18 protein-coding genes are annotated in these 23168 nt (G+C 61.4%); 4 read left to right on the top strand and 14 right to left on the bottom strand.

The features are described from left to right. Positions 1–22 precede the first annotated feature (22 nt). From G5332_RS09590 to rph, 5 genes are all read right to left on the bottom strand, one after another. Positions 23–1177, bottom strand: a complete 1155-nt coding sequence (locus G5332_RS09590) for a GGDEF domain-containing protein (protein WP_216952339.1) — start codon at positions 1175–1177, stop codon at positions 23–25. Between the two features lie 127 nt (positions 1178–1304). Beyond that, positions 1305–1694: a Cu(I)-responsive transcriptional regulator gene (gene cueR / locus G5332_RS09585; RefSeq protein WP_106844324.1), complete on the bottom strand. Its 390-nt coding sequence runs from the start codon at positions 1692–1694 to the stop codon at positions 1305–1307. Continuing rightward, on the bottom strand, positions 1695–4124 hold the full coding sequence (locus G5332_RS09580) for a heavy metal translocating P-type ATPase (RefSeq protein ID WP_421231125.1): 2430 nt from the start codon (positions 4122–4124) through the stop codon (positions 1695–1697). It abuts the gene before it with no gap. 180 nt (positions 4125–4304) lie between these two features. Further along, the gene (gene pyrE / locus G5332_RS09575; protein WP_010676102.1) at positions 4305–4958 is read right to left on the bottom strand and encodes an orotate phosphoribosyltransferase; all 654 of its coding nucleotides are present in this window, start codon (positions 4956–4958) and stop codon (positions 4305–4307) included. A gap of 75 nt (positions 4959–5033) precedes the next feature. Further along, positions 5034–5750 carry a ribonuclease PH gene (gene rph / locus G5332_RS09570; protein ID WP_005339589.1) on the bottom strand — a complete coding sequence of 239 codons (717 nt, stop codon included), beginning with the start codon at positions 5748–5750 and terminating at the stop codon, positions 5034–5036. Between the two features lie 147 nt (positions 5751–5897). On the opposite strand from rph, the gene G5332_RS09565 reads away from it, so the two are divergent. Next, entirely contained in the window at positions 5898–6761 is an 864-nt protein-coding gene (locus G5332_RS09565; protein ID WP_005342032.1) for a YicC/YloC family endoribonuclease, read from the top strand. 120 nt (positions 6762–6881) lie between these two features. Here G5332_RS09565 and G5332_RS09560 read toward each other — a convergent pair whose 3' ends face one another. Next, the gene (locus G5332_RS09560; protein WP_019446199.1) at positions 6882–7787 is read right to left on the bottom strand and encodes a LysR substrate-binding domain-containing protein; all 906 of its coding nucleotides are present in this window, start codon (positions 7785–7787) and stop codon (positions 6882–6884) included. Positions 7788–7907: 120 nt separating this feature from the next. Here G5332_RS09560 and G5332_RS09555 point away from each other — a divergent pair, with 120 nt between their 5' ends. Together G5332_RS09555 and fghA are read left to right on the top strand one after the other, a co-directional pair. Beyond that, entirely contained in the window at positions 7908–9035 is a 1128-nt protein-coding gene (locus G5332_RS09555; RefSeq protein WP_058056263.1) for an S-(hydroxymethyl)glutathione dehydrogenase/class III alcohol dehydrogenase, read from the top strand. 48 nt (positions 9036–9083) lie between these two features. After that, entirely contained in the window at positions 9084–9920 is an 837-nt protein-coding gene (fghA, locus tag G5332_RS09550) for an S-formylglutathione hydrolase (protein ID WP_421172653.1), read from the top strand. A 50-nt stretch (positions 9921–9970) separates the two neighbouring features. On the opposite strand, the gene G5332_RS09545 is transcribed toward fghA, so the two are convergent. Then, positions 9971–10693, bottom strand: coding sequence for a head GIN domain-containing protein (locus tag G5332_RS09545; RefSeq protein WP_421249612.1), 723 nt, complete (start codon positions 10691–10693; stop codon positions 9971–9973). 363 nt (positions 10694–11056) lie between these two features. On the opposite strand from G5332_RS09545, the gene ovoA reads away from it, so the two are divergent. Then, a complete protein-coding gene (gene ovoA / locus G5332_RS09540; protein WP_421249613.1) occupies positions 11057–13207 on the top strand; it encodes a 5-histidylcysteine sulfoxide synthase in 2151 nt (716 codons plus the stop codon). Between the two features lie 79 nt (positions 13208–13286). Here ovoA and G5332_RS09535 read toward each other — a convergent pair whose 3' ends face one another. The 7 genes from G5332_RS09535 to ebgR form a co-directional block, all read right to left on the bottom strand. Next, a complete protein-coding gene (locus G5332_RS09535) occupies positions 13287–14237 on the bottom strand; it encodes a bile acid:sodium symporter family protein (protein WP_421172656.1) in 951 nt (316 codons plus the stop codon). Between the two features lie 293 nt (positions 14238–14530). After that, positions 14531–15976, bottom strand: a complete 1446-nt coding sequence (locus G5332_RS09530) for an amino acid permease (RefSeq protein ID WP_158113477.1) — start codon at positions 15974–15976, stop codon at positions 14531–14533. A gap of 166 nt (positions 15977–16142) precedes the next feature. Continuing rightward, positions 16143–16481, bottom strand: a complete 339-nt coding sequence (locus G5332_RS09525) for a tRNA-binding protein (RefSeq protein ID WP_026080427.1) — start codon at positions 16479–16481, stop codon at positions 16143–16145. 76 nt (positions 16482–16557) lie between these two features. Beyond that, a complete protein-coding gene (locus G5332_RS09520) occupies positions 16558–18003 on the bottom strand; it encodes an amino acid permease (protein WP_421172657.1) in 1446 nt (481 codons plus the stop codon). Positions 18004–18106: 103 nt separating this feature from the next. After that, positions 18107–18562 (bottom strand): beta-galactosidase subunit beta, encoded by a 456-nt coding sequence (locus G5332_RS09515; RefSeq protein ID WP_149153830.1) that lies wholly within the window; start codon positions 18560–18562, stop codon positions 18107–18109. Next, a complete protein-coding gene (ebgA, locus tag G5332_RS09510; RefSeq protein WP_421172659.1) occupies positions 18559–21633 on the bottom strand; it encodes a beta-galactosidase subunit alpha in 3075 nt (1024 codons plus the stop codon). The genes G5332_RS09515 and ebgA overlap by 4 nt, the downstream gene beginning before the upstream one ends. A gap of 321 nt (positions 21634–21954) precedes the next feature. Continuing rightward, on the bottom strand, positions 21955–22920 hold the full coding sequence (gene ebgR / locus G5332_RS09505; protein WP_058056272.1) for a transcriptional regulator EbgR: 966 nt from the start codon (positions 22918–22920) through the stop codon (positions 21955–21957). Positions 22921–23168 lie beyond the last annotated feature (248 nt).

The raw sequence follows: 23168 nt of genomic DNA, 5'->3' as shown, positions 1-23168 counted from the left end.
TCTTTAATCTGTCACGTTAAATTCAGGCAACCTTACCCATCAAGGCTACTTCGATTCGATCCCGTCCATTATGCTTGGCCTGATAGAGTGCCGCATCCGCTTTTTGGATCAAATCGGCGATTTTCATGCTGTTGTCCGGTATCAGTGTCGCAACACCAAAACTACATGTGACCCGACCGGAGACCAGTGACTTCTGGTGCGGGATGGCCAGCTCCTTGAGTGCCTGCCGCACATTGTCCGCCACCTGCAGTGCCCCCTGCATGCCGGTGCAGGGCAGCAGCAAGGCAAACTCTTCGCCACCGTAACGGGCTGCCAGATCGTCCTCGCGCCGCTCCACCTCGGCCAGCAAGCCAGCCACCTGTTGCAGGCAGTCATCCCCCAGCTGATGGCCGTAGAGATCGTTGAACTGCTTGAAGTAATCCACATCCACCAGCACCAGCGACAGCGGTGCCCGGGCACGGTGACAGCGGCGCCAGGCCCGCTCCAGAGAGTCGTCGAGGTGGGCGCGGTTGGCGATGCCGGTCAGGCCATCGAGGCGGGAGGTTAGACGCAGATGTTCGGAGACCGCCTTCAGCTCGGCCACCAGTTCGGCGTTGGAGAAACGGTGGTGGAGCGAGGCGATCTGCTCCCGCCGCATCCGGCGCAGCAGAGTCGGCAGAAAGACAAACAGATAGCCCGCCAGCATGCAGGAGACGATTCGCTCCTGCTCATTGCCCGCCCCCAGTTCAAACAACATAGCGCAACCCAGCGGCAACACGGCACCATAGAGGGTACGGCGGCTGCCAAACAGCATGATGGCGCTGCCGGTAAGAATGAGGCTGGAGAGCATCATCATGGCGGCCCGGTAGGTGTCGGGCAACTTGTCCATGTAGAGCAGCACCCCGAGGGCCCAGATGATGGAGGTGATGGTGGCTCCGATAAAGAGCTCCCGCTCCAGCACCGGCAATGGCGTCTGGTACAGGCGGGATTGCCTCCAGCGCAGGTGCCACCCCCGACCAAGCAGCCAGAAGAAGATCCCGGCCAACCAGCCGAGCGCTTCGACGGCAGGCAGATAGTCGTGAAACAGCAGACTCCAGCCAAACGCCAGCAGGCCCAAACAGGGGAGACTGAACGATGCATGGGTATAGAGCTGGACCATGATGGCCTGCTTAACCTGGCGTGTCACACTCTGGGTCAACTGAGTACTCCTGTACAAGAGCCGAGCAGTCTACCACTCCCCCCTGACCGGCAACAATAAAGCGCCGTTTATTAAGAAGTTAATCAATCATCGGCGCTTTCTCCTGCGCTGGCCGGTGAGCCCTTGCTCACCCCTTCTCCAGCTCGTCTAGGATCGGGCACTCGGGATTTTCATCCCCGTGGCAGCAGCAGACCAACCCTTCCAGCGAGCTGAGCATGGCCTGCAGCCCGGCGATGCGAGCGCGCAGATCGACGATCTTCTCCTGCGCCAACTTCTTCACCTGAGCGCTGGTTCTGTGCTCGTCCCGATAGAGCGCCAGCAGCTCCTGACACTCCTCCAAATTGAAGCCGGTCTCCCGCGCCCGCTTGACGAAACGCAGCTCCCGCAGCGCCCCCTCGGTGTAACTGCGATAGCCGTTGTCACTGCGTACCGGGGCTGTGATGAGGCCAATGCTCTCGTAATAACGGATGGTCTTGGCGGTCAGCCCAGTGGCCTTGGCAACCTTGCTGATGTTCATTTATGCCTCCTTACTGATCGGGTTGGATGCTGGCCCGTGCGCCGCCCTGGGCTGCCAGCGTTTCAATAACAGGGAATTGCTCAAAACGGTAATGCTGCTCAGGGCCATGGCCGCCCCCGCCAGCTCGGGGCTCAGGTAACCCAGCGCCGCCAGCGGAATGCCGATGATGTTGAACACGAAGGCCCAGAACAGATTCTGCTGGATAGTGCTCCAGGTCGCCGCCGAGATATCGATGGCATCGGCCACCAGCCGCGGATCAGAGCGCATCAGGGTGATGGAAGCGGTCTCCATCGCCACATCGGAGCCGGAGCCCATGGCGATACCGACGTCCGCCGCCGCCAGCGCCGGGGCATCGTTCACTCCATCCCCCACCATGGCCACCAGCCCGCGGGTTTGCGCCCGCAGCGCCTCCACTTTCTCCACCTTGCCCGCTGGCAGCACGGAGTCAAAGGCCCCGTCCAGCCCCAGCTTGGCGGCGATATGGGCCACGGGGGCCGGCGCGTCGCCGCTCACCAGCCAGCTGGCAATGCCGCGCTGACGCAGAGTGGCGATGGCTTCCGGACTCTCCGGGCGCAGGGTATCGGCCAGCGCCGCGATGCCGGCGACCGTGCCATCAACGGCAATCCAAACCCGGGTCGCCCCATCGGCGGCTTGTTCATCCTGTTGCGGCGGTTCAATGCCGAGCTGGGCCAGCAGGGCGCCATTGCCGATGGCGACTGTGTGACCCGCTACCTGACCGACAATACCGGCACCGACCCGCACCTCCACTGCCTCCGGCTGGGGCAACGCCACTTCTGTGCCGACGGCCTCCCGCATCGCCAGCGCCAGCGGGTGTTCACTCGCCTGCTGCAGGGCGGCAGCGAGGCGCAGCTGCTCGTCGTTGCCACTCCAGCTGGCCAGCACCGGCCGGCCCTGGGTCAGGGTGCCGGTCTTGTCGAAGATAAGCGCCTTGATGGCGTGGGCCCTCTGCAGGGTATCCACATCCTTGATCAGAATGCCGTGGCGCGCCGCCACGCCGGTACCGGTGACGATGGCCGCAGGCGTTGCCAGCCCCAGCGCACAGGGGCAGGCGATCACCAGCACCGCTACCGCCGCCAGCAGCGCCTGACCGAAGTCGTTGCTGATGGCGTACCACACCAGCAGGGTGAAAAAGGCGATGGCCATCACCACCGGTACGAACACGGCAGAGACCTTGTCCACCAGCTGTTGCAGCGGGGCCTTGCCCATCTGGGCGCTCTCCACCAGCGCGATGATCTTGTTGAGGCTGGAGTCCTCCCCCACTGTCGTGGCTTCGATCTCCAGCACGCCGGAGCGGTTGATGGCACCGCCCAGCACCTTGCCGCCCACACTGCGCGGCACCGGCAGGCTCTCGCCGGTGAGGATCGATTCGTCCAGTTCGCTGGCGCCGCTCACGATTCTGCCATCCACCGGCACCCGCTCACCCACCAGCACCCGCAGCCGATCGCCACGTAGCACCTCGTCGATAGCGACGCTCTGCCAACTCTCGCCACGCCAGACGGTGGCAGTTTCCGGTCGCAGCGCCATCAGTTCGCGAATGGCGGACTGGGTGCTGCGTCTGGCCCGTGCCTCCAGCAACTTGCCGAGAGAAATCAGGGTGATGATGATGGCGCTCGCCTCGAAATAGAGCTTGCCGCTGGCAGCCATCCCCAGCGTCAACAACAGATAGAGGCTGTAGAAGTAGGCCGCACTGGTGCCGGTGGCCACCAGCACATCCATATTGGCTGCGCGGTTCTTGATGGCGAGCCAGGCGCCGCGATAGAAACGGGCCCCGATCCAGAACTGCACCGGGGTGGCGAGCACCAGCTCCAGCCATGCGGGCAGATGCCAGGGGAACAACCCGGCCATGGCCAGCATCCCCACCAGCAGCGGTAGCGTCAGCAAAGCCGAGACGATGACCCGGGTTTGCGCCTGACGGGCGCTGGCGGCCTCCTGCGCTTCCCGCTCCAGCAACTGCTGGCGGCGGCCGCTGGCCGAGCCTTGCGCCAACTGGGCACCAAAGCCGAGCGCCTCGATCTGCTCGCGCAAAGCGGCCGGGGTCTGCATCCCGGGCACCAGCACGATCCGGGCCTGTTCAATGGAGAAATTGACCTCGGCGGAGATAACGCCGGGCAGCGCGGCCAGCATCTTGTTCAGTCGAGCCGAACAACCTGCACAAGTCATACCGGTAATTTGAAACAAAAAGGTCTCGCTACCGTAGTCATAACCCTGACTCTTGATGCTGTCGAGCACCGCAGGCAGACGGTCGGGGCTGGCCAGCTCGATGGCCGCCTGCTCCAGCGCGAAGTTGACGGTGGCCGATACCCCGTCGAGTTTGTTGAGACTGGCCGCGATACGGCCTGCGCAGTTGGCACAGCTCATGCCGCTGAGCGGCAACTGCAGATGAATCGGTGATTGAAGATGAGTGGTCATGTTGTTCCTCCCCGGAACCCGTCGGCACCACAAAACGCCGACTGGCAAACCCTAACCTTTACTGTAAGGGCAAGCTCAAGCCACATGATCCACTTTTTGCAGATGAAAAAAAACGGCACCCGTTTGCTGCCAGAGAGCAAACGGGCGCCGCATTCAGCTATTGCGCGGTGTGAGCGGAGCTCAGATACCGTACTGGGCGCGGTAAGCCTTCATAGCCGCCAGTTGCGCCGCCAGCTCCGGCTGCTCGGCCTGTTTCTCTTCCAGATACTGGATCAAGTCGCTCATTTGGATGATGGCGATGATGTGGGCGCCGTAGTCACGCTCCACCTCCTGAATGGCGGAGAGCTCGCCCTTGCCCTTCTCCTGACGATCCAGCGCGATCAGCACGCCCGCCAGCGAGGCGCCGTTGGCCTGGATCAGATCCATGGATTCACGGATGGCGGTGCCGGCGGTGATGACATCGTCCACCAGCATGATGCGCCCCTTGAGCGGACTACCCACCAGATTGCCGCCCTCGCCATGATCCTTGGCCTCCTTGCGGTTGAAGCACCAGGGCACATCCACGTCATGCTGCTCCACCAGCTGCACCGCGGTGGCGGAGGCGATGGGGATCCCTTTGTAGGCCGGGCCAAACAGTACATCGAACTCGATACCGGCATCCATCAGGGCGGCGGCATAGAAGCGGCCGAGACGGGCCAGATCGCGGCCGCTGTTGAACAGACCGGCGTTGAAGAAGTAGGGGCTTTTACGACCGGATTTCAGGGTAAATTCACCGAATTTGAGAACCTGTTTCTCCAGGGCGAACTCGATAAATTGACGCTGGTAGGCTTTCATTCTGGCTCCTTGCTTGGCTTGTCGTTGTCTTGTGTGGGGGTATAAAAAAACGCGGTCAATGCCGCGTTTTTAAAATCAGGAGAGCGACTGCTTCTGCAGCGCAATGATGTCGGCGATGCCGCCCTTGGCGAGTGCCAGCATCTCCAGCAGCTCTTCATGGGTGAAGGGCTCGGCCTCCGCGGTGCCCTGCACCTCGATGATGCGACCATCTTCGGTCATCACCACGTTCATGTCGGTCTCGGCGGCGGAGTCTTCGATGTACTCCAGATCGCAGATGGCTTCACCCTGATACATGCCGACGGAGACGGCGGCGATCATCTGCTTGAGCGGGCTCTGCTTGATCATGCCCTTCTCGACCATCCAGTTCAGCGCATCCACCAGCGCCACGCAGGCACCGGTAATGGAAGCAGTGCGGGTGCCGCCATCGGCTTGCAGCACGTCACAGTCAACTGTGATGGAGTGCTCGCCCAGCGCAGTCAGGTCTACCGCCGCGCGCAGGGAGCGAGCGATCAGCCGGGAGATCTCCAGAGTACGGCCACTCTGCTTGCCGGAGGCCGCTTCGCGGTTCATCCGGGAGTGGGTGGAGCGCGGCAGCATGCCGTATTCGGCAGTCACCCAGCCCTGGTTCTTCCCTTTCAGGAAGCGCGGCACGCTGGTGTCGACGCTGGCGGTGCAGAGCACGCGAGTGTTACCGAACTCCACCAGCACTGAGCCTTCTGCATGTTTGGTGAAATTGCGGGTAATGGTAACCGGGCGAAGTTGCGCGGCACTGCGATCGCTTGGACGTGACATGGAACGGACCTCTGGGCTGGCTCAAATTGGCGGGGGATTATAAGTGATCCCGCCCCAAATATCAGCCGCTAAAACCACGGCATCGGCTGACGAGCAGGGCCGGGCTGAGTATACTGGCCGCACACTTCATCAAGCCCGGAACAATCAATGATTCACAGCATGACCGCCTACGCCCGCAAGGAATTCAAGGGCGACTGGGGCACAGCCGTTTGGGAAATTCGTTCGGTAAACCAGCGCTATCTGGAAACCTACATTCGCCTGCCGGAGCAACTGCGCAGCCTGGAACCGGTTCTGCGTGAGCGTTTCCGCGCCAAGCTGCAGCGCGGCAAGGTGGAGTGCAACCTGCGTTTCGAAGCCGCTCAGGCCGCTGCCAGCCAGCTGCACATTAATGAAGAGCTGGCCAAGCTCATCATCGACAGCGCCAGCTGGGTAATGAAAGAGGCGGGTCAGGGCCAGCTCAATCCGGTCGACGTGCTGCGCTGGCCGGGCGTCATGGCTGCCGCCGAGCAGGACATGGACGCGGTCGCCACCGAGCTGCTCGGCGGTTTTGACCAGACCATGGAAGATTTCCTCGCCTCCCGCGCCAGCGAAGGGGCCAACCTCAAGGCCCTGATCGAACAGCGTTTGGCCGGCATTCAGGTGGAAGTGAAGAAGGTGCGCGTCCACCTGCCGCAGATCATCGAGTGGCAGCGCCAGAAGCTCACCGACCGTCTGGCCGAAGCCAAGGTGGAGCTGGATCCGGCCCGCATCGAGCAGGAGATCGTGCTGCTGGCCCAGAAGATCGACGTGGCCGAAGAGCTGGATCGTCTGGAGATGCACATCAGCGAAACCAACAAGATCATGAAGAAGGGTGGCGCCTGCGGTCGTCGTCTCGACTTCATGATGCAGGAGTTCAACCGCGAGTCGAACACGCTGGGCTCCAAGTCGATCAACGCCGAAGTGACCCAGTCCGCCGTCGAGCTGAAGGTTCTCATCGAGCAGATGCGCGAGCAGATCCAGAACATCGAGTGATGGGTCACTGACCATCCGGTTGTTACCTGCAAAAGAGCCCTTGATTCCTCAAGGGCTCTTTTATTTTCCGGCCATCGCACCTGTCGCCCACCGCCGGTAAGTCAGCGGCTGGGAAGCGCCCTAACCTATCGGCATCACCAGCGCCGGTTGGTGCGGGTCGCTCAGCCGCTCGGCGAGGTAGTCCACCAGCAGTCGCACCTTGGGGGAGAGGTGGCGGTTGTGGGGATAGAGGGCCCAGATCCCCTCGGCCGGAGCCCGCAGTTCGGGCAGCAGCTCGATAAGCTCCCCTCGGGCCAGATGGTCGCTCACGTAGTAGTCCGGCAGCTGGATAATGCCGATCCCCTTGAGCGCCGCATCCAGCAGGGCATGGCCGCTGTTGCACTGCAACAGGCCGCGCACCCGCACGCTGTGGGGGCGGCCATCCAGGGTGAAGTGCCACTCGTCGCTGTTGCCCACCAAGCAGGTGTGGCGGGTCAGCTCGGAGAGGCTGTTGGGCATGCCGTGGCGGGCGGTGTAGGCCGGTGAGGCGCAGACATAGGGCACCCGCTGCGCCAGCTTGCGCGCCACCAGCGTCGAATCCTTGAGGTGGCCAAGCCGCAGCGCCAGATCGTAGCCTTCATGCACCAGATCCAGCAGCTGGTTGGTGAGGTTGAGGGTCACCTCCAACTGGGGAAAGCGCACCATAAAGTCATTCACCAGCGGGGCGATGCGGCTCTCGCCGTAGGAGACGGGGGCCGTGATGCGCAGCGACCCTTGCGGCACCGCCTGATGGCGCCCCACCGCCAGCTCCGCCTCGTAGAGGTTGTCCAGCAGCTGGCGGCAGTGGCGATAGTAGATCTCGCCAAGCTCGGTGAGCCGCACCTGACGGGTGGTACGCAGCAGCAGCTTGGCCTGCAGCCGATCTTCCAGCTGTGCCACCTGACGGCTGACCTGCGCCACCGACACTCCCAGCTTGCGCGCCGCCGGGGTAAAGCCCCCCTGCTCCGCCACGCTGACAAATTCACAGATCCCTTCCCAACCGAACATTATTACCTGTGTGTAAAAGTGATTTGAGATTTGCCCTCATTATCACCAAATCGGCGGGAAACTACACTGAATGTCCGAACTCATCTCTGTTCACCCTGCTCAACAAGAAGGATGTCATTCATGGCACAGGTTCAAAGCATCAAGTGTAAGGCCGCCATCGCCTGGGGTCCGGGTCAGCCCCTCTCCATCGAAGAAGTCGAGGTCATGCCACCGCAAGCGGGCGAAGTGCGGGTGCGCATCGTCGCGACCGGCGTCTGCCACACCGATGCCTTCACCCTCTCCGGTGAAGATCCGGAAGGGGTCTTCCCCTGCATTCTCGGCCACGAGGGGGGCGGTATCGTCGAATCGGTCGGCGAGGGCGTCACCAGCGTCAAGGTGGGGGATCACGTGATCCCGCTCTACACCCCCGAATGCGGCGAGTGCAAATTCTGCAAATCCGGCAAGACCAACCTGTGCCAGAAGATCCGCGCCACCCAGGGCAAGGGGCTGATGCCGGACGGCACCACCCGCTTCTCGAAAGATGGCCAGCCCATCTATCACTACATGGGCACCTCCACCTTCAGCGAATACACGGTACTGCCCGAGATCTCCATCGCCAAGGTGGACCCGGCCGCCCCGCTGGAAGAGGTCTGCCTGCTCGGCTGCGGCGTCACCACCGGCATAGGCGCCGTGATGAACACCGCCAAGGTGAAAGAGGGTGAGAGTGTCGCCATCTTCGGGCTGGGTGGCATCGGCCTCTCCGCCGTTATCGGGGCTCGCCTGGCCAAGGCCGGCCGCATCATCGCCATCGACATCAACGAAAGCAAGTTCGAACTGGCCCGCAAGCTCGGCGCCACCGACTGCATCAACCCGAACGACTATGACAAGCCGATTCAGGAGGTGATCGTCGAGCTCACCGACGGCGGCGTCGACTTCTCGTTCGAGTGCATCGGCAACGTCAAGGTGATGCGTGCAGCGCTGGAGTGCTGCCACAAGGGCTGGGGCGAGTCGGTCATTATCGGCGTCGCCGGAGCGGGTCAGGAGATCAGCACCCGTCCGTTCCAGCTGGTGACCGGTCGGGTCTGGCGCGGCAGCGCCTTCGGCGGGGTACGCGGTCGCAGCGAGCTGCCGAGCTATGTGCAGCGCTATATGCAGGGAGAGTTCCGCCTCGATGACTTCATCACCCACACCATGCCGCTGGAACAGATCAACGAGGCGTTCGATCTGATGCATGAAGGCAAGAGCATCCGCACCGTCATCCACTACTGAGCATGATCACCCCGCCCGCCATCGTGGGCGGGGTGCAGGAGTCCTTCGATGAATCTGGAGATTATCAGCAGCAACAAGAGCTTCGGCGGCTGGCACAAGCGCTATCGCCACAGCGCCAGCGTGCTCGGCTGCGAGATGAATTTTGCCATCTATCTGCCGCCTCAGGCTCTCACCGGCCAGAAGGTGCCCGTGCTCTACTGGCTCAGCGGCCTCACCTGCACCGATGAGAACTTCATGCAGAAGGCGGGTGCCCAGCGTATCGCCGCCGAGCTGGGCATAGCACTGGTGGCGCCGGACACCAGCCCCCGCGGCCACGGCGTAGCGGACGATCCCGGTTATGACCTCGGCATGGGAGCTAGTTTTTACGTCAATGCCAGCCAGAGCCCCTGGCAGGCTCACTACCAGATGTATGACTACGTCACCCGCGAGCTGCCCGATATGATAGAGACCCACTTCCCGGTCTCGACCCGCCGCGCCATCAGCGGCCACTCCATGGGCGGTCACGGAGCGCTGATCGCCGCGTTGCGAGAGCCGGGTCGCTACCGCTCGGTCTCGGCGTTCAGCCCGATCTGCCACCCGAGCCGCTGCCCCTGGGGCCAGAAGGCGCTCGGCGCCTACCTCGGCAGCAATCCGCTGTTGTGGCAGGAGTGGGATACCTGCCAGCTGCTGCGCCACCAGCCGGTCACGCCGCTGCCCACCCTGGTGGATGTGGGGCTGGATGATCCCTTCCTCGCCGAGCAGTTGCATATCGATGCGCTGGCCGAAGTGGCCGCCAGCAAGGAGTGGCCACTGGAGCTCAACCGCCACGAGGGCTATGACCACAGCTACTACTTCGTGGCGAGCTTTATCGAGGCGCACCTGCGCTTTCACGCCCGCCACCTCTGATCAACACAGGCCCGTAACGGGCCTGTTTCAGTTGGGGTGATCGGTTGATATCAGCTGCCCGCTCGGGTCACCCCGCCGGAGCCCACGATCTGCTGCTCCACCTTGGGATCGCCCCAGTAGGTGATGTTGCCAGTGCCTGCGATGCCGATTTTCAGCATCTCTTGGGCCCGCACCTCCACATCACCGCTGCCGGCGATATTGACCTCGACCTCGTTGCCACGCATTTCGCTGCCCAGCACATCGCCAGCACCGGCAATGTTCAGCTCGATGGCCTGTGCCGAACCGCTGCCCAGCTCCAGACTGCCGGTGCCAGCGATATTCCCTTCCAGCAGTTTCAGCTCCAGCTGACTGGCGACGATGTCACCGGTACCGGCCACCGACAGCACCAGCGAATCCCCCTTGAAGCCGCTCAGATCGCCGTTGCCGGTCCCGGCCAATGCCAGTTCGTTCAACACCGGCAAGGTGATGGTCAGCTCCAGCGGCTCGGTAGGATCGAGCCGGTAACCCTCCTTCACCTCGATCTCCAGCTTGTCGCCGCTCTCGGCCAGCACCAGATAGGGCAGCAGATTCTCCTGCCCCTTGATCAGGATACCGCGCGGCTCCCCCGCGACCAGATGGAGGGTGGCAGGCACCCCCGCCAGCACCCGGGTCACCCCGTCACCGAGCGCCTGCTGGCGCTCGACCACAGCCCCCGTTCCGGTCACTCTGGTCTGATCCAGCCAGTGACAACCACTGAGCCCTGCCATCAACATGACAACCATCATCCATTTCATCGCTACTCTCCTCCTTATGTGTTGGCCATCCAGGGCCAATTGGTTTTCATGCTCTGCAAAGCGTGAGCCAAAAATTAACCTAATGATTCAAAAGGAAATAACTTTTTCACCCAGAACAGAACGAAGAATTAAGAGAGCCATTTAGACCATATTTTGGTGAAAATAACCATTCTCGAACGGATATGATCGTGGCTGATTGGCGGGTCACCCTGCCGGTCACTATGCTGGCAGCCCGCAGAAGTTTTTGATTGCCGTACCGGTCTGTTGAGCCAATAGTGGTACTTCGTGCGTACCAAGCTCTCCATTGCGGTAATGTCATTACCACTGTCTTGTCAGTCTTCACTGCCAACAAGGAGTCAGAGCGTGACCCAAGCAAGCCCTCTCTATTCCACTGCCACCGGTTTGCCGGAGCCGACTCGCACCCCGTTGCTGACCGGCAGCGATCCCGAGCAGAAACGGCGCGAGCTGCTCACCTACTTCTGTCAGACCTTCGATCTCTACGACTCGCTGTTCGACTGTCTGGCCGATGAGCGCGCCTGGTTCAACAAGGCGATCCCGCTGCGCCACCCGCTCATCTTCTACTACGGCCACACCGCTGCCTTCTTCATCAACAAGCTGCTGGCGGCGCGCCTGATCGACCAGCGGCTGGATGCCCGCATCGAGGCCATGGTCGCCATCGGGGTGGACGAGATGAGCTGGGATGATCTGGACGAGACCCACTACGACTGGCCAAAAGTCACCGAGCTGCGCAGCTATCGAGCCAAAGTCCGTTCGCTGGTGTGCGATTTTATTCGCCAGATGCCGCTCACTCTGCCCATCGACTGGCAGAGCCCGGCCTGGGTGATCCTGATGGGGATAGAGCACGAGCGCATCCACCTCGAGACCTCCAGCGTGCTGATCCGCCAGTTGCCGCTCGCCTGGGTGCGGCCGCAGCCTTATTGGCCCGCCTGTACCGAAGCCCGCCACCGTATTGATCAGGTGCCCGCCAACAGCCTGCTGCCGGTGGCTGGCGGCAAGGTGAGCCTTGGCAAGCAGGACGCCACCTACGGCTGGGACAACGAATATGGCGAGCGCAACATCGAGCTGGCCCCGTTTCAGGCCAGCCGCATGCTGGTGAGCAATGCCGAGTACCTCGCCTTCGTCCAGGCGGGGGGCTATGGCCAGCAACAGTGGTGGGATGAGGAGGGGTGGGGCTGGTGCCAGTACGCCAAGGCGCAGATGCCCACCTTCTGGGTGGGTGACCCCGCCGAGCCCGAACAATTGCAACTGCGGCTGATGACCGAGCTGGTCGCCATGCCTTGGGACTGGCCAGTCGAGGTAAACCAGCTGGAGGCGGCTGCCTTCTGCCGCTGGAAGGCGGCCCGGACCGGACTCCCCATCCAGCTGCCGAGCGAGGCGGAGTGGATGCTGCTGCGCGAGCAGCTACCCGGCGATCAGCCGGACTGGACACAAGCCCCCGGCAATATCAATCTGGCCCGTTTTGCCTCCTCCTGCCCGGTGGATGCCTGCCCGCAAGGGGAGTTCTTCGATCTGGTAGGCAATGTCTGGCAGTGGACCAGCACCGCCATCGATGGTTTCGACGGCTTTAAAATCCACCCGCTCTACGACGACTTCTCTACCCCCACCTTTGATGGCAAGCACACCCTGATCAAGGGCGGCAGCTGGATCAGCACAGGTAACGAAGCGCTCAAATCATCCCGTTACGCCTTCCGGCGTCACTTCTTCCAGCATGCGGGTTTCCGCTATCTGGTCTCCCGTTATCAGGAACCCGTTATCGTGAATCCCTATGAAACCGACACGCTGGTCGCTCAGTACCTCGACTTCCAGTACGGCCCGAGCCACTTCGGGGTCGCCAACTACGCCAAGACGCTTGCTGATCTTGCTGGCGAGCTGTGCAGCAACCACCAGCGGGCGCTGGATATCGGCTGCGCCACCGGCCGCGCCAGCTTCGAACTGGCCCGCTACTTCCAGCATGTGGACGGGGTCGACTACTCGGCCCGCTTCATCGATGTGGCGCTGGCCCTCGCCAATCAGGACAGCTTCCGCTACGCCATTCCGCTGGAGGGTGAACTGGTGGAGTATTGCGAGGCGCGCCTGTCGTGCCACGGGCTGGGGGCGAGTCAGGCGGAGCGCATCCACTTCAGTCAGGGGGATGCCTGCAACCTCAAGCCCAAATATGACCACTACGATCTGGTGCTCGCCTCCAATCTGATCGACCGGTTGCGGGAGCCCGCCCGCTTCCTGCGGGACATAGCTCCCCGGCTGCGCAGCGGTGGCCTGCTGGTGCTCACCAGCCCTTATACCTGGCTGGCGGAATATACCCCGCCCGCCAACTGGCTCGGCGGCATTCGCGAAAACGGCGAGGCGCTCACCACCTATCAGGCGCTGCAACGGCTGCTGGCGGCGGAGTTCGAGGAGCACTGCCCGCCGCGGGATGTGCACTTCGTCATCCGCGAAACCGCCCGCAAATACCAGCACACGGTGGCGCAGCTCACCGTCTGGCGCAAACGCTAGCACGCCGGTCGACATGCAGATGAGAAGAGGGAGGCCAACGGGCCTCCCTCTTGTTATGGCAGTCAAAATGGCGCGAGTATCAATGCCCCTGCTCGTGATAGCGGCGCGCCAGCACGGCGCAGACCATCAGCTGGATCTGGTGGAAGATCATCAGCGGCAGCACCATCACCCCGACGCTGGCGGCGGGGAACATGACGTTGGCCATCGGCACCCCGTTGGCGAGACTCTTCTTGGAGCCGCAGAAGACGATGGTGATCTCGTCCGCCTTGTCGAAGCCGAGGCGGCGGCTGATCCAGACGTTCCAGCAGAGCACCAGCGCCAGCAAGATGCAGCTCAGCAGCACGATACTGGCCAGATCGTACCAGCCTACTTGATGCCAAATCCCCTGCACCACCGCCTCGCTGAAGGCGACGTAGACCACCAGCAGGATGGAACTCTGATCCAGCTTGCCGATAAGCGGACGGTGGCTATCGATCCAGCGACCGATCAGCGGGCGCGACAGGTGGCCCACCACGAACGGCAGCATCAGCTGCATCATGATGGACTGGATGGAGTGCCAGGTGTCGATCCCCTGCCCCTGTACGTGGATCATCATCCCCACCAGCACCGGCGAGAGGAAGATCCCGAGGATGCTGGAGGCCGAGGCGCTGCACACCGCCGCCGACACATTGCCCCCCGCCATCGAGGTGAAGGCGATGGCCGACTGCACGGTGGCAGGCAGGGCGCAGAGATAGAGGAAGCCGAGGTAGATGGCCGGGCTCAGCCAGCCCGGTACCAGCGGGGTGAGCAGCAGCCCGAGCAGCGGAAACAGTACGAAGGTGCTGAGCATCACCACCAGATGAAGCCGCCAGTGGCCGAGACCCGCCAGCAGGTTCTGGCGCGACAGCTTGGCGCCATGCATGAAGAACAGGAGCGCCACCGCCAGCTTGGTCAGCAGGCCGAACCAGACGGCCACCTGCCCCTCGCAGGGAAAGAGGGAGGCCAGGGTGACCACCGCAATCAGCACAACAGTAAAGGGATCCAGACGCACGAAAGGTCTCCATCAGAAGGGCATCCTGCAGCCATGGCGACAGTCAGGATTGGGGAGGACAAGAAACGGAGCGGGAGATGTCTGGCACCTCCCGCTAAAACGAACCTCCAGCTTACCCCGATAACGGAGAGGCGCAACGTTGTGCAGCGGTTAATTGTTCATCAATGCTTAACGCCTTTGCTTTGTCGAATAGCGGAAGTTGATGAGCCGCGGCCAGATAGCGCCAAACCGGCGCGAAATGGATAAAAAAACGGGCGACCCAGGCCGCCCGTCTCGTTTTTTCGCTCAGCCGATCAGCGCTGGCTGGCCAGCTGGCCGTTGCCGGTTTTCTTCTCATTGCCGGCGAGCTTGCGAGCCTGCCGCTTCTCGAAGCGGGAGATCCACCAGTAGGCCAGCGCCGAAAAGACCGCGGTCATAAAGACGTTGATGAAGAAGGCGCGCACCAGATCCACCCCGGCCGGGAAGGCGGAGGCGCTCATGCTCACCACGAAGATGGCGATCAGCACCGAGACCACCGCCATGCCGAAGGTGCGCGAGCCCATGCGGAAGTCACGGGGGGTATCGTCATGTTTCCAGCGGAACACGAAGTAGGCCACCATGATGAAGATCGGCGGCAACATGGCGGTGCCGGCGGTAAGGTTGATGGCGGTGTTCATCATCTGCTGCACCGACTCGGAACCGAAGCCGTTGACCACCAGCATCGCGAACACGAAGACAAACTGCCACCAGGCGGCGCGCACCGGCACGCCGTGCTTGTTGAGCTGGGTGGTCTTCTCGCCGTAAACCCCCTGAGGGATCTCGGAGAAGTGGATCTTCACCGGCGCCGAGGTCCACATCATCATGGAGCCGAACATGGCGATAAACAGCACCACGCCGACGAAGCGGCCCACCAGCGCCTCGGAGAGCCCGAAGTACTGCGCCATGCCGGTGAAGATCTCCACCATCCCGCCGGCATAGGTGAGGCTCTCGCGCGGCACGAACACGTTCACCAGCAGGGAACCGACCGCATACATGGCACCGATGACGATACCCGCACTGATGATCACCTTGATAAAGGACTTCTGGCCGCCCTTCACGTCATTGAGGTAGGCGGCCGCCGTCTCGGCACCGCCCGCCGCCTGAAAGATCCAGCACATGATTCCGAGGGTAGCCCAGTTGACGGTGGGAGTCATCGCCTCCAGGGTGATGGGCTGAGCCGGCACATGATCGCCACTCAGGGCCATCAGGGCGCCCAGCACATAGATGGCGAACAGGGCAAACACACCGTAGGCCACTATTTCGGCAATTTTGCCGAGCCAGCTCGCCCCCTTGGTGGAGATATGGGTCGCCGCCGCAAACAGCACGATGGAGATGATCGAGGTGACCATGGGCGAAAAGCTGTACTCATAGCCCAGCATGGCGTAGGAGGCGTAGGCAATGACGTTGGGCAGCAGGGAGACGAACCAGAACAGGTTCACGAACCAGTAGAGAAACGAACCCAGATAGGCCATCCGGGTGCCGAGCGGCTTTTTCAGCCAGTCGTACATCCCCGACTCGGAGTTTTTGTTGGCCGAGACGAACTCGGCGATGATGAAGACGAACGGGATGAAGTAGACGATGGTCGCCAGCAGGAAGATAGGGGCGGAGCTGAGCCCCAGCTCGATGTTGTTGTTGACGATGTTGCGCACGTTGAACACGGCGGCAAAGGTCATCGACAACAGGGCAAACTTGCCTATGGTGCCGCGTACGGATTCAGACATGGTGTCCTCCAGTGGACTTGCGCTCCCTGCGGGTAACGCTGTGACTCTGTGATGTGTTCGGCAAGGGTCTGTCGGCCCCGCGCTTTACTCTCTTGTTATGATCGGGCCGCGAGGGCGGCCTCGTTGCTGAACCGGTGCCGTCTCCCGCACCGGCTCGCAATACCATTCAGACGATCGGGGTGCCCGGCGCCATCGGCACCCGCGGCTGCAGCAGCACGCTTTGGCTCTCGTCCGGGGTCTCGGCGCAGAGCAACATGCACTCGGAACGCTCACCGCGCATCCTGGTGGGCTTGAGGTTGGTCAGTACCACCACTTCGCTGCCCATCAGCTCCTCTTCGCTGTAATAAGGCACCAAACTGGTGACGGTCTGCAGCGGCCGCTCGCCACCCACGTCGATCTGGACGATGTAGAGTTTGTCGGCCCCGGGGTGACGAACCACCTCCAGCACCTTGCCCACCTTCATCTCGACCCGTTTGAATTCGGCAAACTCGATCGTCTCGCTCATGCTCTTTTCCTTTTATGGTTTAACGGTTTGCGGGTGGCCAACTGCCACCCGATTTGATTGGGATTCAATTCAGTGCCTATGGCGTCTGCATGGCAACCTGCGCCGCCGGCTGGGCCTCTTTGGCACGCGCTTCGGCACTGAGGGAGGCCTCGTATCTGTTGTATTTCCACCAGGCGAAGCCGAGGAAGATCACGATCCCGCCGACGTTGTAGAAGATGATGGTCATGATGTCGGCACCGGTCGGGAAGGTGGAGGCGAGGAAGCCCACCGAGAAGATGGCGATCAGCACCGAGACCACGGCGATGCCGGTGGTACGCGAACCCATCCTGAAATCCCGCGGCAGGTGATCGAGCTTCAGACGCAGATTGAGGTAGGCCAGCATGATGAACAGCGGCGGCAGCATGGAAGCGGCAGCGGTCATGTTGATGACGGTGTTCATCAGATCCTGCGCTGTGTTGGAGCCCAGGGTCGGGATCACCATCAGCGGCAGCACGATGAGGTACTGGATCCAGGCTGCACGGGCGGGCACGCCATTCTCGTTCAGCTCGACCGTCTTCTTGCCGAAGATGCCGGCCGGGATTTCGGAGAAGAAGATCTTCACCGGGGTCGCCGTCCACATCAGCAGGGAGCCAAACATGGCGGTGAAGGAGACCAGACCCACGAAGCGGTTCATCAGGATCTCAGGCAAACCGAAGTAGGCTGCCAGCCCCTCGAACACCTGCACCGAGCCGCCGGTATATTTCAGGGTGTCGCTGTGGACGAAGACGTTGATCAACAGCGATGCGATGGAGTAGAGCACCCCGATAAAGATCCCGGCGACGATGATCACCTTCACGAAGGATTTGGAGCCCCCTTTCACGTCATTGACGTAGACCGCCACCGACTCGGCGCCACCGGCCGCCATAAAGATCCAGGTGGTGATGCCCAGAAACGCCCAGCTGAAATCGGGGATCATGGCCTCTACCGTGATGGGGTCAGCCGGTTGCACGCCGCCCACCAGTGCCGCACCCGCCAGCAGAATGTAGGAGAGGGTCAGCAGCAGCATCAGGGACGAGGTCACCGAGGTGATGGGGCCGAGCATCTTGGCGCCGTTGGTGGAGACGTAGGTGGCAAAGGCGAACAGCACCATGCTCAATGCCGTGGTCGCCACCGGGGTGAGAATGTACTCGTAGCCGAGGAAGGCATAGGAGGCGTAGGCAATAACCCGCGGCAGCAGCGAGGTGAAGAAGAAGAGGTTCACGAACCAGTAGGTGTAGGCGGAGATAAAGGCCCAGCGACCGCCGAGGGAGCTCTTCACCCAGGCGTAAACCCCCGCTTCGGAGTTCTTATTCAGTGACACAAATTCCGCAATGATCAGGCAGAACGGAATGAAGTAGAAAATGGTGGCCAGAAAGAACATCGGGGCCGAGGCCAGACCGATTTCGATGTTGTTGTTGATGACGTTGTTGAAGCTGAATACCGCCGCGAAGGTGAGCGACAGCAGACCAAACTTGCCTATCGTATTGCGTTTGGAATCAGACATGGGGCATCTCCAGACCTGTAGTTATCTCAGCGAAAGGGCGGGGCATGGTTTGTAGGGTGTGCCCCGCCCTTCCGGCTTTTATCAGTGCAGAACCGGCGGCTTGTTATTTGTTCTTGAAGTAGCCGCCTTCGACGGTGACCTTGATGATCACCTTGCGCACCGGCCCGTCGCCGACAAACCGGTAAGCCTCGTCGTTCTCGAAGATCACCACCTGACCGTTGCCGACTTTCTGGCGCTCGCGCACCTCGCCTGCCAGCCACTCGCGGTCGGTGGTGTCGTCATAGGCCTGCTCGACCCGCAGATCCGGCTTGGCAGCCCACTCCACCGTCTCTTCCCCTTCCAGGTAGTAGTGGACGTCGAAATAGCGGCGCTGCCCCTCGAACAGTGAGGTGGCCGGGCTGGCCCCCTCCTGCAAGCGGTAAGTTAGGGAGTCACCGATGGAGTGGCAGATACCGGGCTTGAGGTTCGGCAGGTTGTTGATGGCCTCCACGCAGCGGCCCCACTTCTTGCCCTCCCGGTAGATGTTTTTGAACAGGGTCAGGTTGTCCAGGGTGATCATGCGAGGTTCCTCCCGCCGTTGATGGTGAGATCGAGCCCGGCCAGCGCAGCCGGATTGAGGTTGCCACGGGCGATGGGCAGCAGGGTCAGGCCGAAGCTGAATGGCTCGAAGCGCACCCGCCAGGAGTCCAGCACCTCGGAGCCCCAGGAGTTGGAGCCGAGCCCCAGTACCTTGTGATCCAGATTGAGGGTGAGATAACCGCAGGGCTCCAGCTCGTTGATGTGCTGCGCCGCGTGGATATGCTCCCAGCTGTAGGGCCAGACGCTCAGGTTGATGGGGGCATCGGGTCGCACGTAGAGACCGGCGCCGTGGCGGTTGGTCAGGGTCGCCCAGCGCACCTGCTGGCGGTTGCCGTTGTCCTGCGGGAAGGGGTAGTGCTCCCACATCTCGCCGACTGTGCTCTGGAAGCTGTCGATCCAGTTGCTCTGGCGGCTGTCCTGATAGTTTTCACCCGGCCCCATGCCGTAGTAGTGCACCCGGTCGAGATCCTGACGAATGCCCAGCTCGAAGCCGATCTTGGGGATGATGTCGTCATAACCGCCGTAGGGCTGGCCGGACAGTGCCACGTGCAGCTGGCCGTTCGGGCTCAGGGTGTAGACGTAGCGGCAGCGCATGCCGAAGTCGAACACCGGCGGCGCGATCAGGCTCTCGACCGTCACCTCGACCGCGTCACCCAGCTGACGCCAGCTCAGGGTACGGAAGTGCTCCTGCATGATCTGCAGGTGGTTCGGGTGCCACAGGCTCTCGTACTCCTGCTTGTGGTTGTCAATCATCGGCTTGAAGAAGGTGAGGCGCGGCGAGCGCTCAATCAGCTCGATACCATCCTGCTGCCAGCTCACCAGCTTGCCGTCGAGGCGCGAGAAGCGCAGGTCAAAGCCGCTGCCGCTCAAGGTCAGGTCGAGGCGCTCGTCGGCGATATGCAACGGAGTGGCGTTGGGGTTGGCAAAGGGTCGCAGCTGGCGAGTCGACTCTTTCAGCTGGAACTGGTACTGGCCCAGCTCGTGCTCCGCCGCGCTGTAACGGGTGGCACTGGCCTTGATGACCCGCAGCTGGACGAAGGTTTCCCGCCCATCGAAGGATGGCAGTTCGAGTTGCAGCTCATTGGTGGCACCGGGAGCAATCCCTTCCAGCCGGATTTGCTGGCTGGCCAGCAGTTCGCCCTCGGCCTTCACCTCGACCAGCAGGCGGATATCGTCGAGAGTGGAGAACCAGTAGCGGTTTTCCACTTCCAGCTTGCCGCTCGCCAGATCCAGCGCCCGCACCTTGACCGGGCAGATCACCTGCTTGTATTCGCGCAGGCCCGGCCCCGGGGTTTGATCCGGGTAGATGAGGCCATCCATGCAGAAGTTGTAGTTGTTGGGGTAGTCGCCGTAGTCGCCGCCGTACTTGTAGACGGGGCGCCCCTGCTCGTCCTGATCCAGAATGCCGTGATCGCACCACTCCCAGATGTAGTGACCCTGAATGTGGGGATGGCGGTCAAACACCTGCTGATATTCGCTGAGGCCACCCGGGCCGTTGCCCATGGCGTGGGCGTATTCGCAGAGGATGCGTGGCTTCGCCATGGGGAACTCGCCGAAGCAGTTCATCTGGGAGACGCGGGAATACATGGTACTCACCACATCCACCACCTCGGCGTCGCGATCCTCCTCGTAATGCACCAGCCGGGTCGGGTCGATTGCCTTGCAGCGCTGGTACATGGCTCTGATGTTGCAGCCGTAGCCGGACTCGTTGCCCAGGGACCAGATGATGATGGAGGGGTGGTTCTTCTGGGCGTGCACGTGGCGCTCGATCCTGTCCACGAACACCGGCTCCCAGAAGGGATCGTCGGTGATGCGGCTGAGATCGCCGACGTTGGCGAAGCCGTGGGTCTCCACGTCGGTCTCTGCCATCACGAACAGACCGTACTGGTCGCACAGCTCGTAGAAGCGCGGGTCGTTCGGATAGTGGGCGGTGCGCACCGAGTTGAGGTTGTGCTGCTTCATCAGCACGATATCGCGCTCTACCCGATCCATACCGACTGCGCGGCTCTTGAGGTGATCATTGTCGTGGCGGTTCACCCCGTGCAGCTTGAGGTAGTGGCCGTTGACGTAGAAGAGGCCATCCTTGACCTTGATTTCACGCACCCCGACCCGCTGCGGGATCACTTCCAGCAGCGCCCCCTGACCGTTGTAGAGGGAGAGTTGCAGCTGATAGAGGTAAGGATCTTCGGCGCTCCACAGGTGCGGGTTGGCCAGATCCAGCGTGAAGCGGCAATCACACTTGCCGTCGATGGCGAGATTGTCGAGTGTGCCACTGGCGATCTCGCTGCCCTGATCCAGCAGCGACCAAACCAGACGGTGATCACGGGCAGGTGCACCCAGATTCTCCAGCTGGATATCGCAGCTCAGGGTAGCGCTCTGGTTATCATCGGCCAGCGCGGTGCGGATGAAGAAATCCTGCACATGGGCGGCCGGTTTGCCCACCAGATAGACGTCGCGGAAAATCCCCGCCATCCACCACATATCCTGATCTTCGATATAGGTGGAGTCGGCCCACTGCATCACCCGCACTGACAGCAGGTTCTCGCCAACCTTGGCGTAGGCACTGATATCGAACTCGGCGGTGAGGCGACTCCCCTTGCTGAAGCCGACGTAGTGGCCGTTCACATAGACCTCGAAGTAGGTCTCCACCCCGTCAAACTTGATGATCACCTGCTCGCCGTCCCAGGCCGGGCTCAGCGTGAAGCTGCGCTGATAGGCACCGGTGGGGTTGTTGGTCGGCACGAAGGGCACATCGATGGGGAAGGGAAAACCTTCGTCGGTGTACTGCAGCTGGCCATGTCCTTCCATCTGCCACATGTTGGGCACGGTGAGCTGGCCCCACTCGCTCATGGGGCTGTGATAGAAGGCCTCCGGCACCTGCAGGGGGTGGTCGAAGTAGTGGAACTGCCACTGGCCGCCAAGACTCAGAAAACGGCGGCTCAGCTCGCGCTGCATGGTGGCCGCCAGCGCGTGGTCGGCATAAGAGAAGAAGTAGGCACGCGGGGCCAGCCTGTTTTCACCAACGAATTGGACGTTTTCCCAGTTATTCACATGTCCTCCCGGAACAAGGCAACGTTAACTGGGTAAACTCTAGATAAACATTTACTAAATATCAGCTTTGGATTGGTAAAGTTTTAACCTGATCACAATGAACAGATGGTTTTGTGAGCGAGATCAGAAGCGGGAGATAAAGGAGGGCAAGATATGGATGAGTGGCATAGATGTTGATAGCCGTTGGCTGAAATGCAATAAAATCAACTATAAAACAATACGATATGACGTCACGGGATGATATGGGAAATAAGTTTACTTGGGAGAGGAGTCGCACCACCGCAAGATGGCACGACTAAAAAGCAGAATGTTTTACTAAAATCAGCGAGTGGTGCCACGCAGGGTCAACTTGCTCGGTACCAGCACCCGAAGGGGAATATCCCGCTCGTCTCGCAGCCGCTCAACCAGCAAATTGACCCCCTGGGAGCCCATCAACTCGGAGTGGATCCGCACCGTAGAGAGCGGCGGGAAGGTGAACTTGGCGGTCGGGATATCGTTGACGCTGATAAGCTCGATCTGCTGGGGAATCGCCAGTCCCTTCTCATGAATGGCACGCAGCACACCGATGGCGATGGAGTCGGAGGCGACGAACAGCGCCTTGGGCCAATCCCCTGCCAGCATCTCCTTCGCCAACTGGTAGCCGGAAGCGCTGGAGAAGTCCCCACGATAGAGATCGCTCTCCTGCACCACCCCCAGCCGCTGACCATAATCCCGGAAGGCCAGTTCGCGCAGATCCGGATTCTCATCCTGGCCACCGATATAACCGATGCGCTGGTGTCCCTGAGCGATAAAATAATCCACCACTTGCTGGCTGATCAGGGCGAGATCCACATCGACCGAGTCGAATTCTCCCTGTGAACGGCAGTCGACAAACACCAGCTGGCTGGAACAAGCCCTGAGCTGGGCCAGACGTTCGGCTGTGAGGGTACCGACCACCAGAATGCCATCCACGGCGCTCAATTCACGCCCTTCACCACAGTTGTAGAGATGAGTCAGTTCGATATTGAGGCGGGCACTCTGGGTCTCGATACCATAACGGATGGCGAGATAGTAAGGGTCGTTGACCTCGGTACTCTGGGGATAGGCATAGACCACCAGAAAGTGCAGCTTGCTCTTGTGTACCCCCTTGCGGGCGCTGCTGGTCTTGTACTCCAGCCGTTCGGCAATCTCGAAGATCCGCTGCTTGGTCTCTTCCTTGACGCTCAGGCTGGGATCCTCGTTCAGTACCCGGGATACCGTCGCGAGAGAAACCCCCGCTTCCTGTGCAATTTCCTTCAACGTAGCCATCAATACCTCGCTGGCAGCATCACGTGTTAATCGGTAACGGCTAAAGAGTAACGGGCAATCCCTTGATAGCCCAGCACTTTTACTAAAATGCCGGCGGCGGTGCAGATTTTTGGAACCCAGAAATGCAAAAAGGCCTCCCGGATGGGAGGCCTCTTCTAAATAGGTGCCTGACAGTGTCCTACTCTCGCATGGCGAATGCCACACTACCATCGGCGCTACCGCGTTTCACTTCTGAGTTCGGCATGGGA

It is taken from the genome of Aeromonas sp. 603757 (assembly GCF_049171255.1).
GTDB classification, from domain to species: Bacteria; Pseudomonadota; Gammaproteobacteria; order Enterobacterales; family Aeromonadaceae; genus Aeromonas; species Aeromonas veronii_A.
The sequence above is the reverse complement of the archived record's forward strand: the minus strand, read 5'-3'. Positions and strand labels throughout refer to the sequence as shown.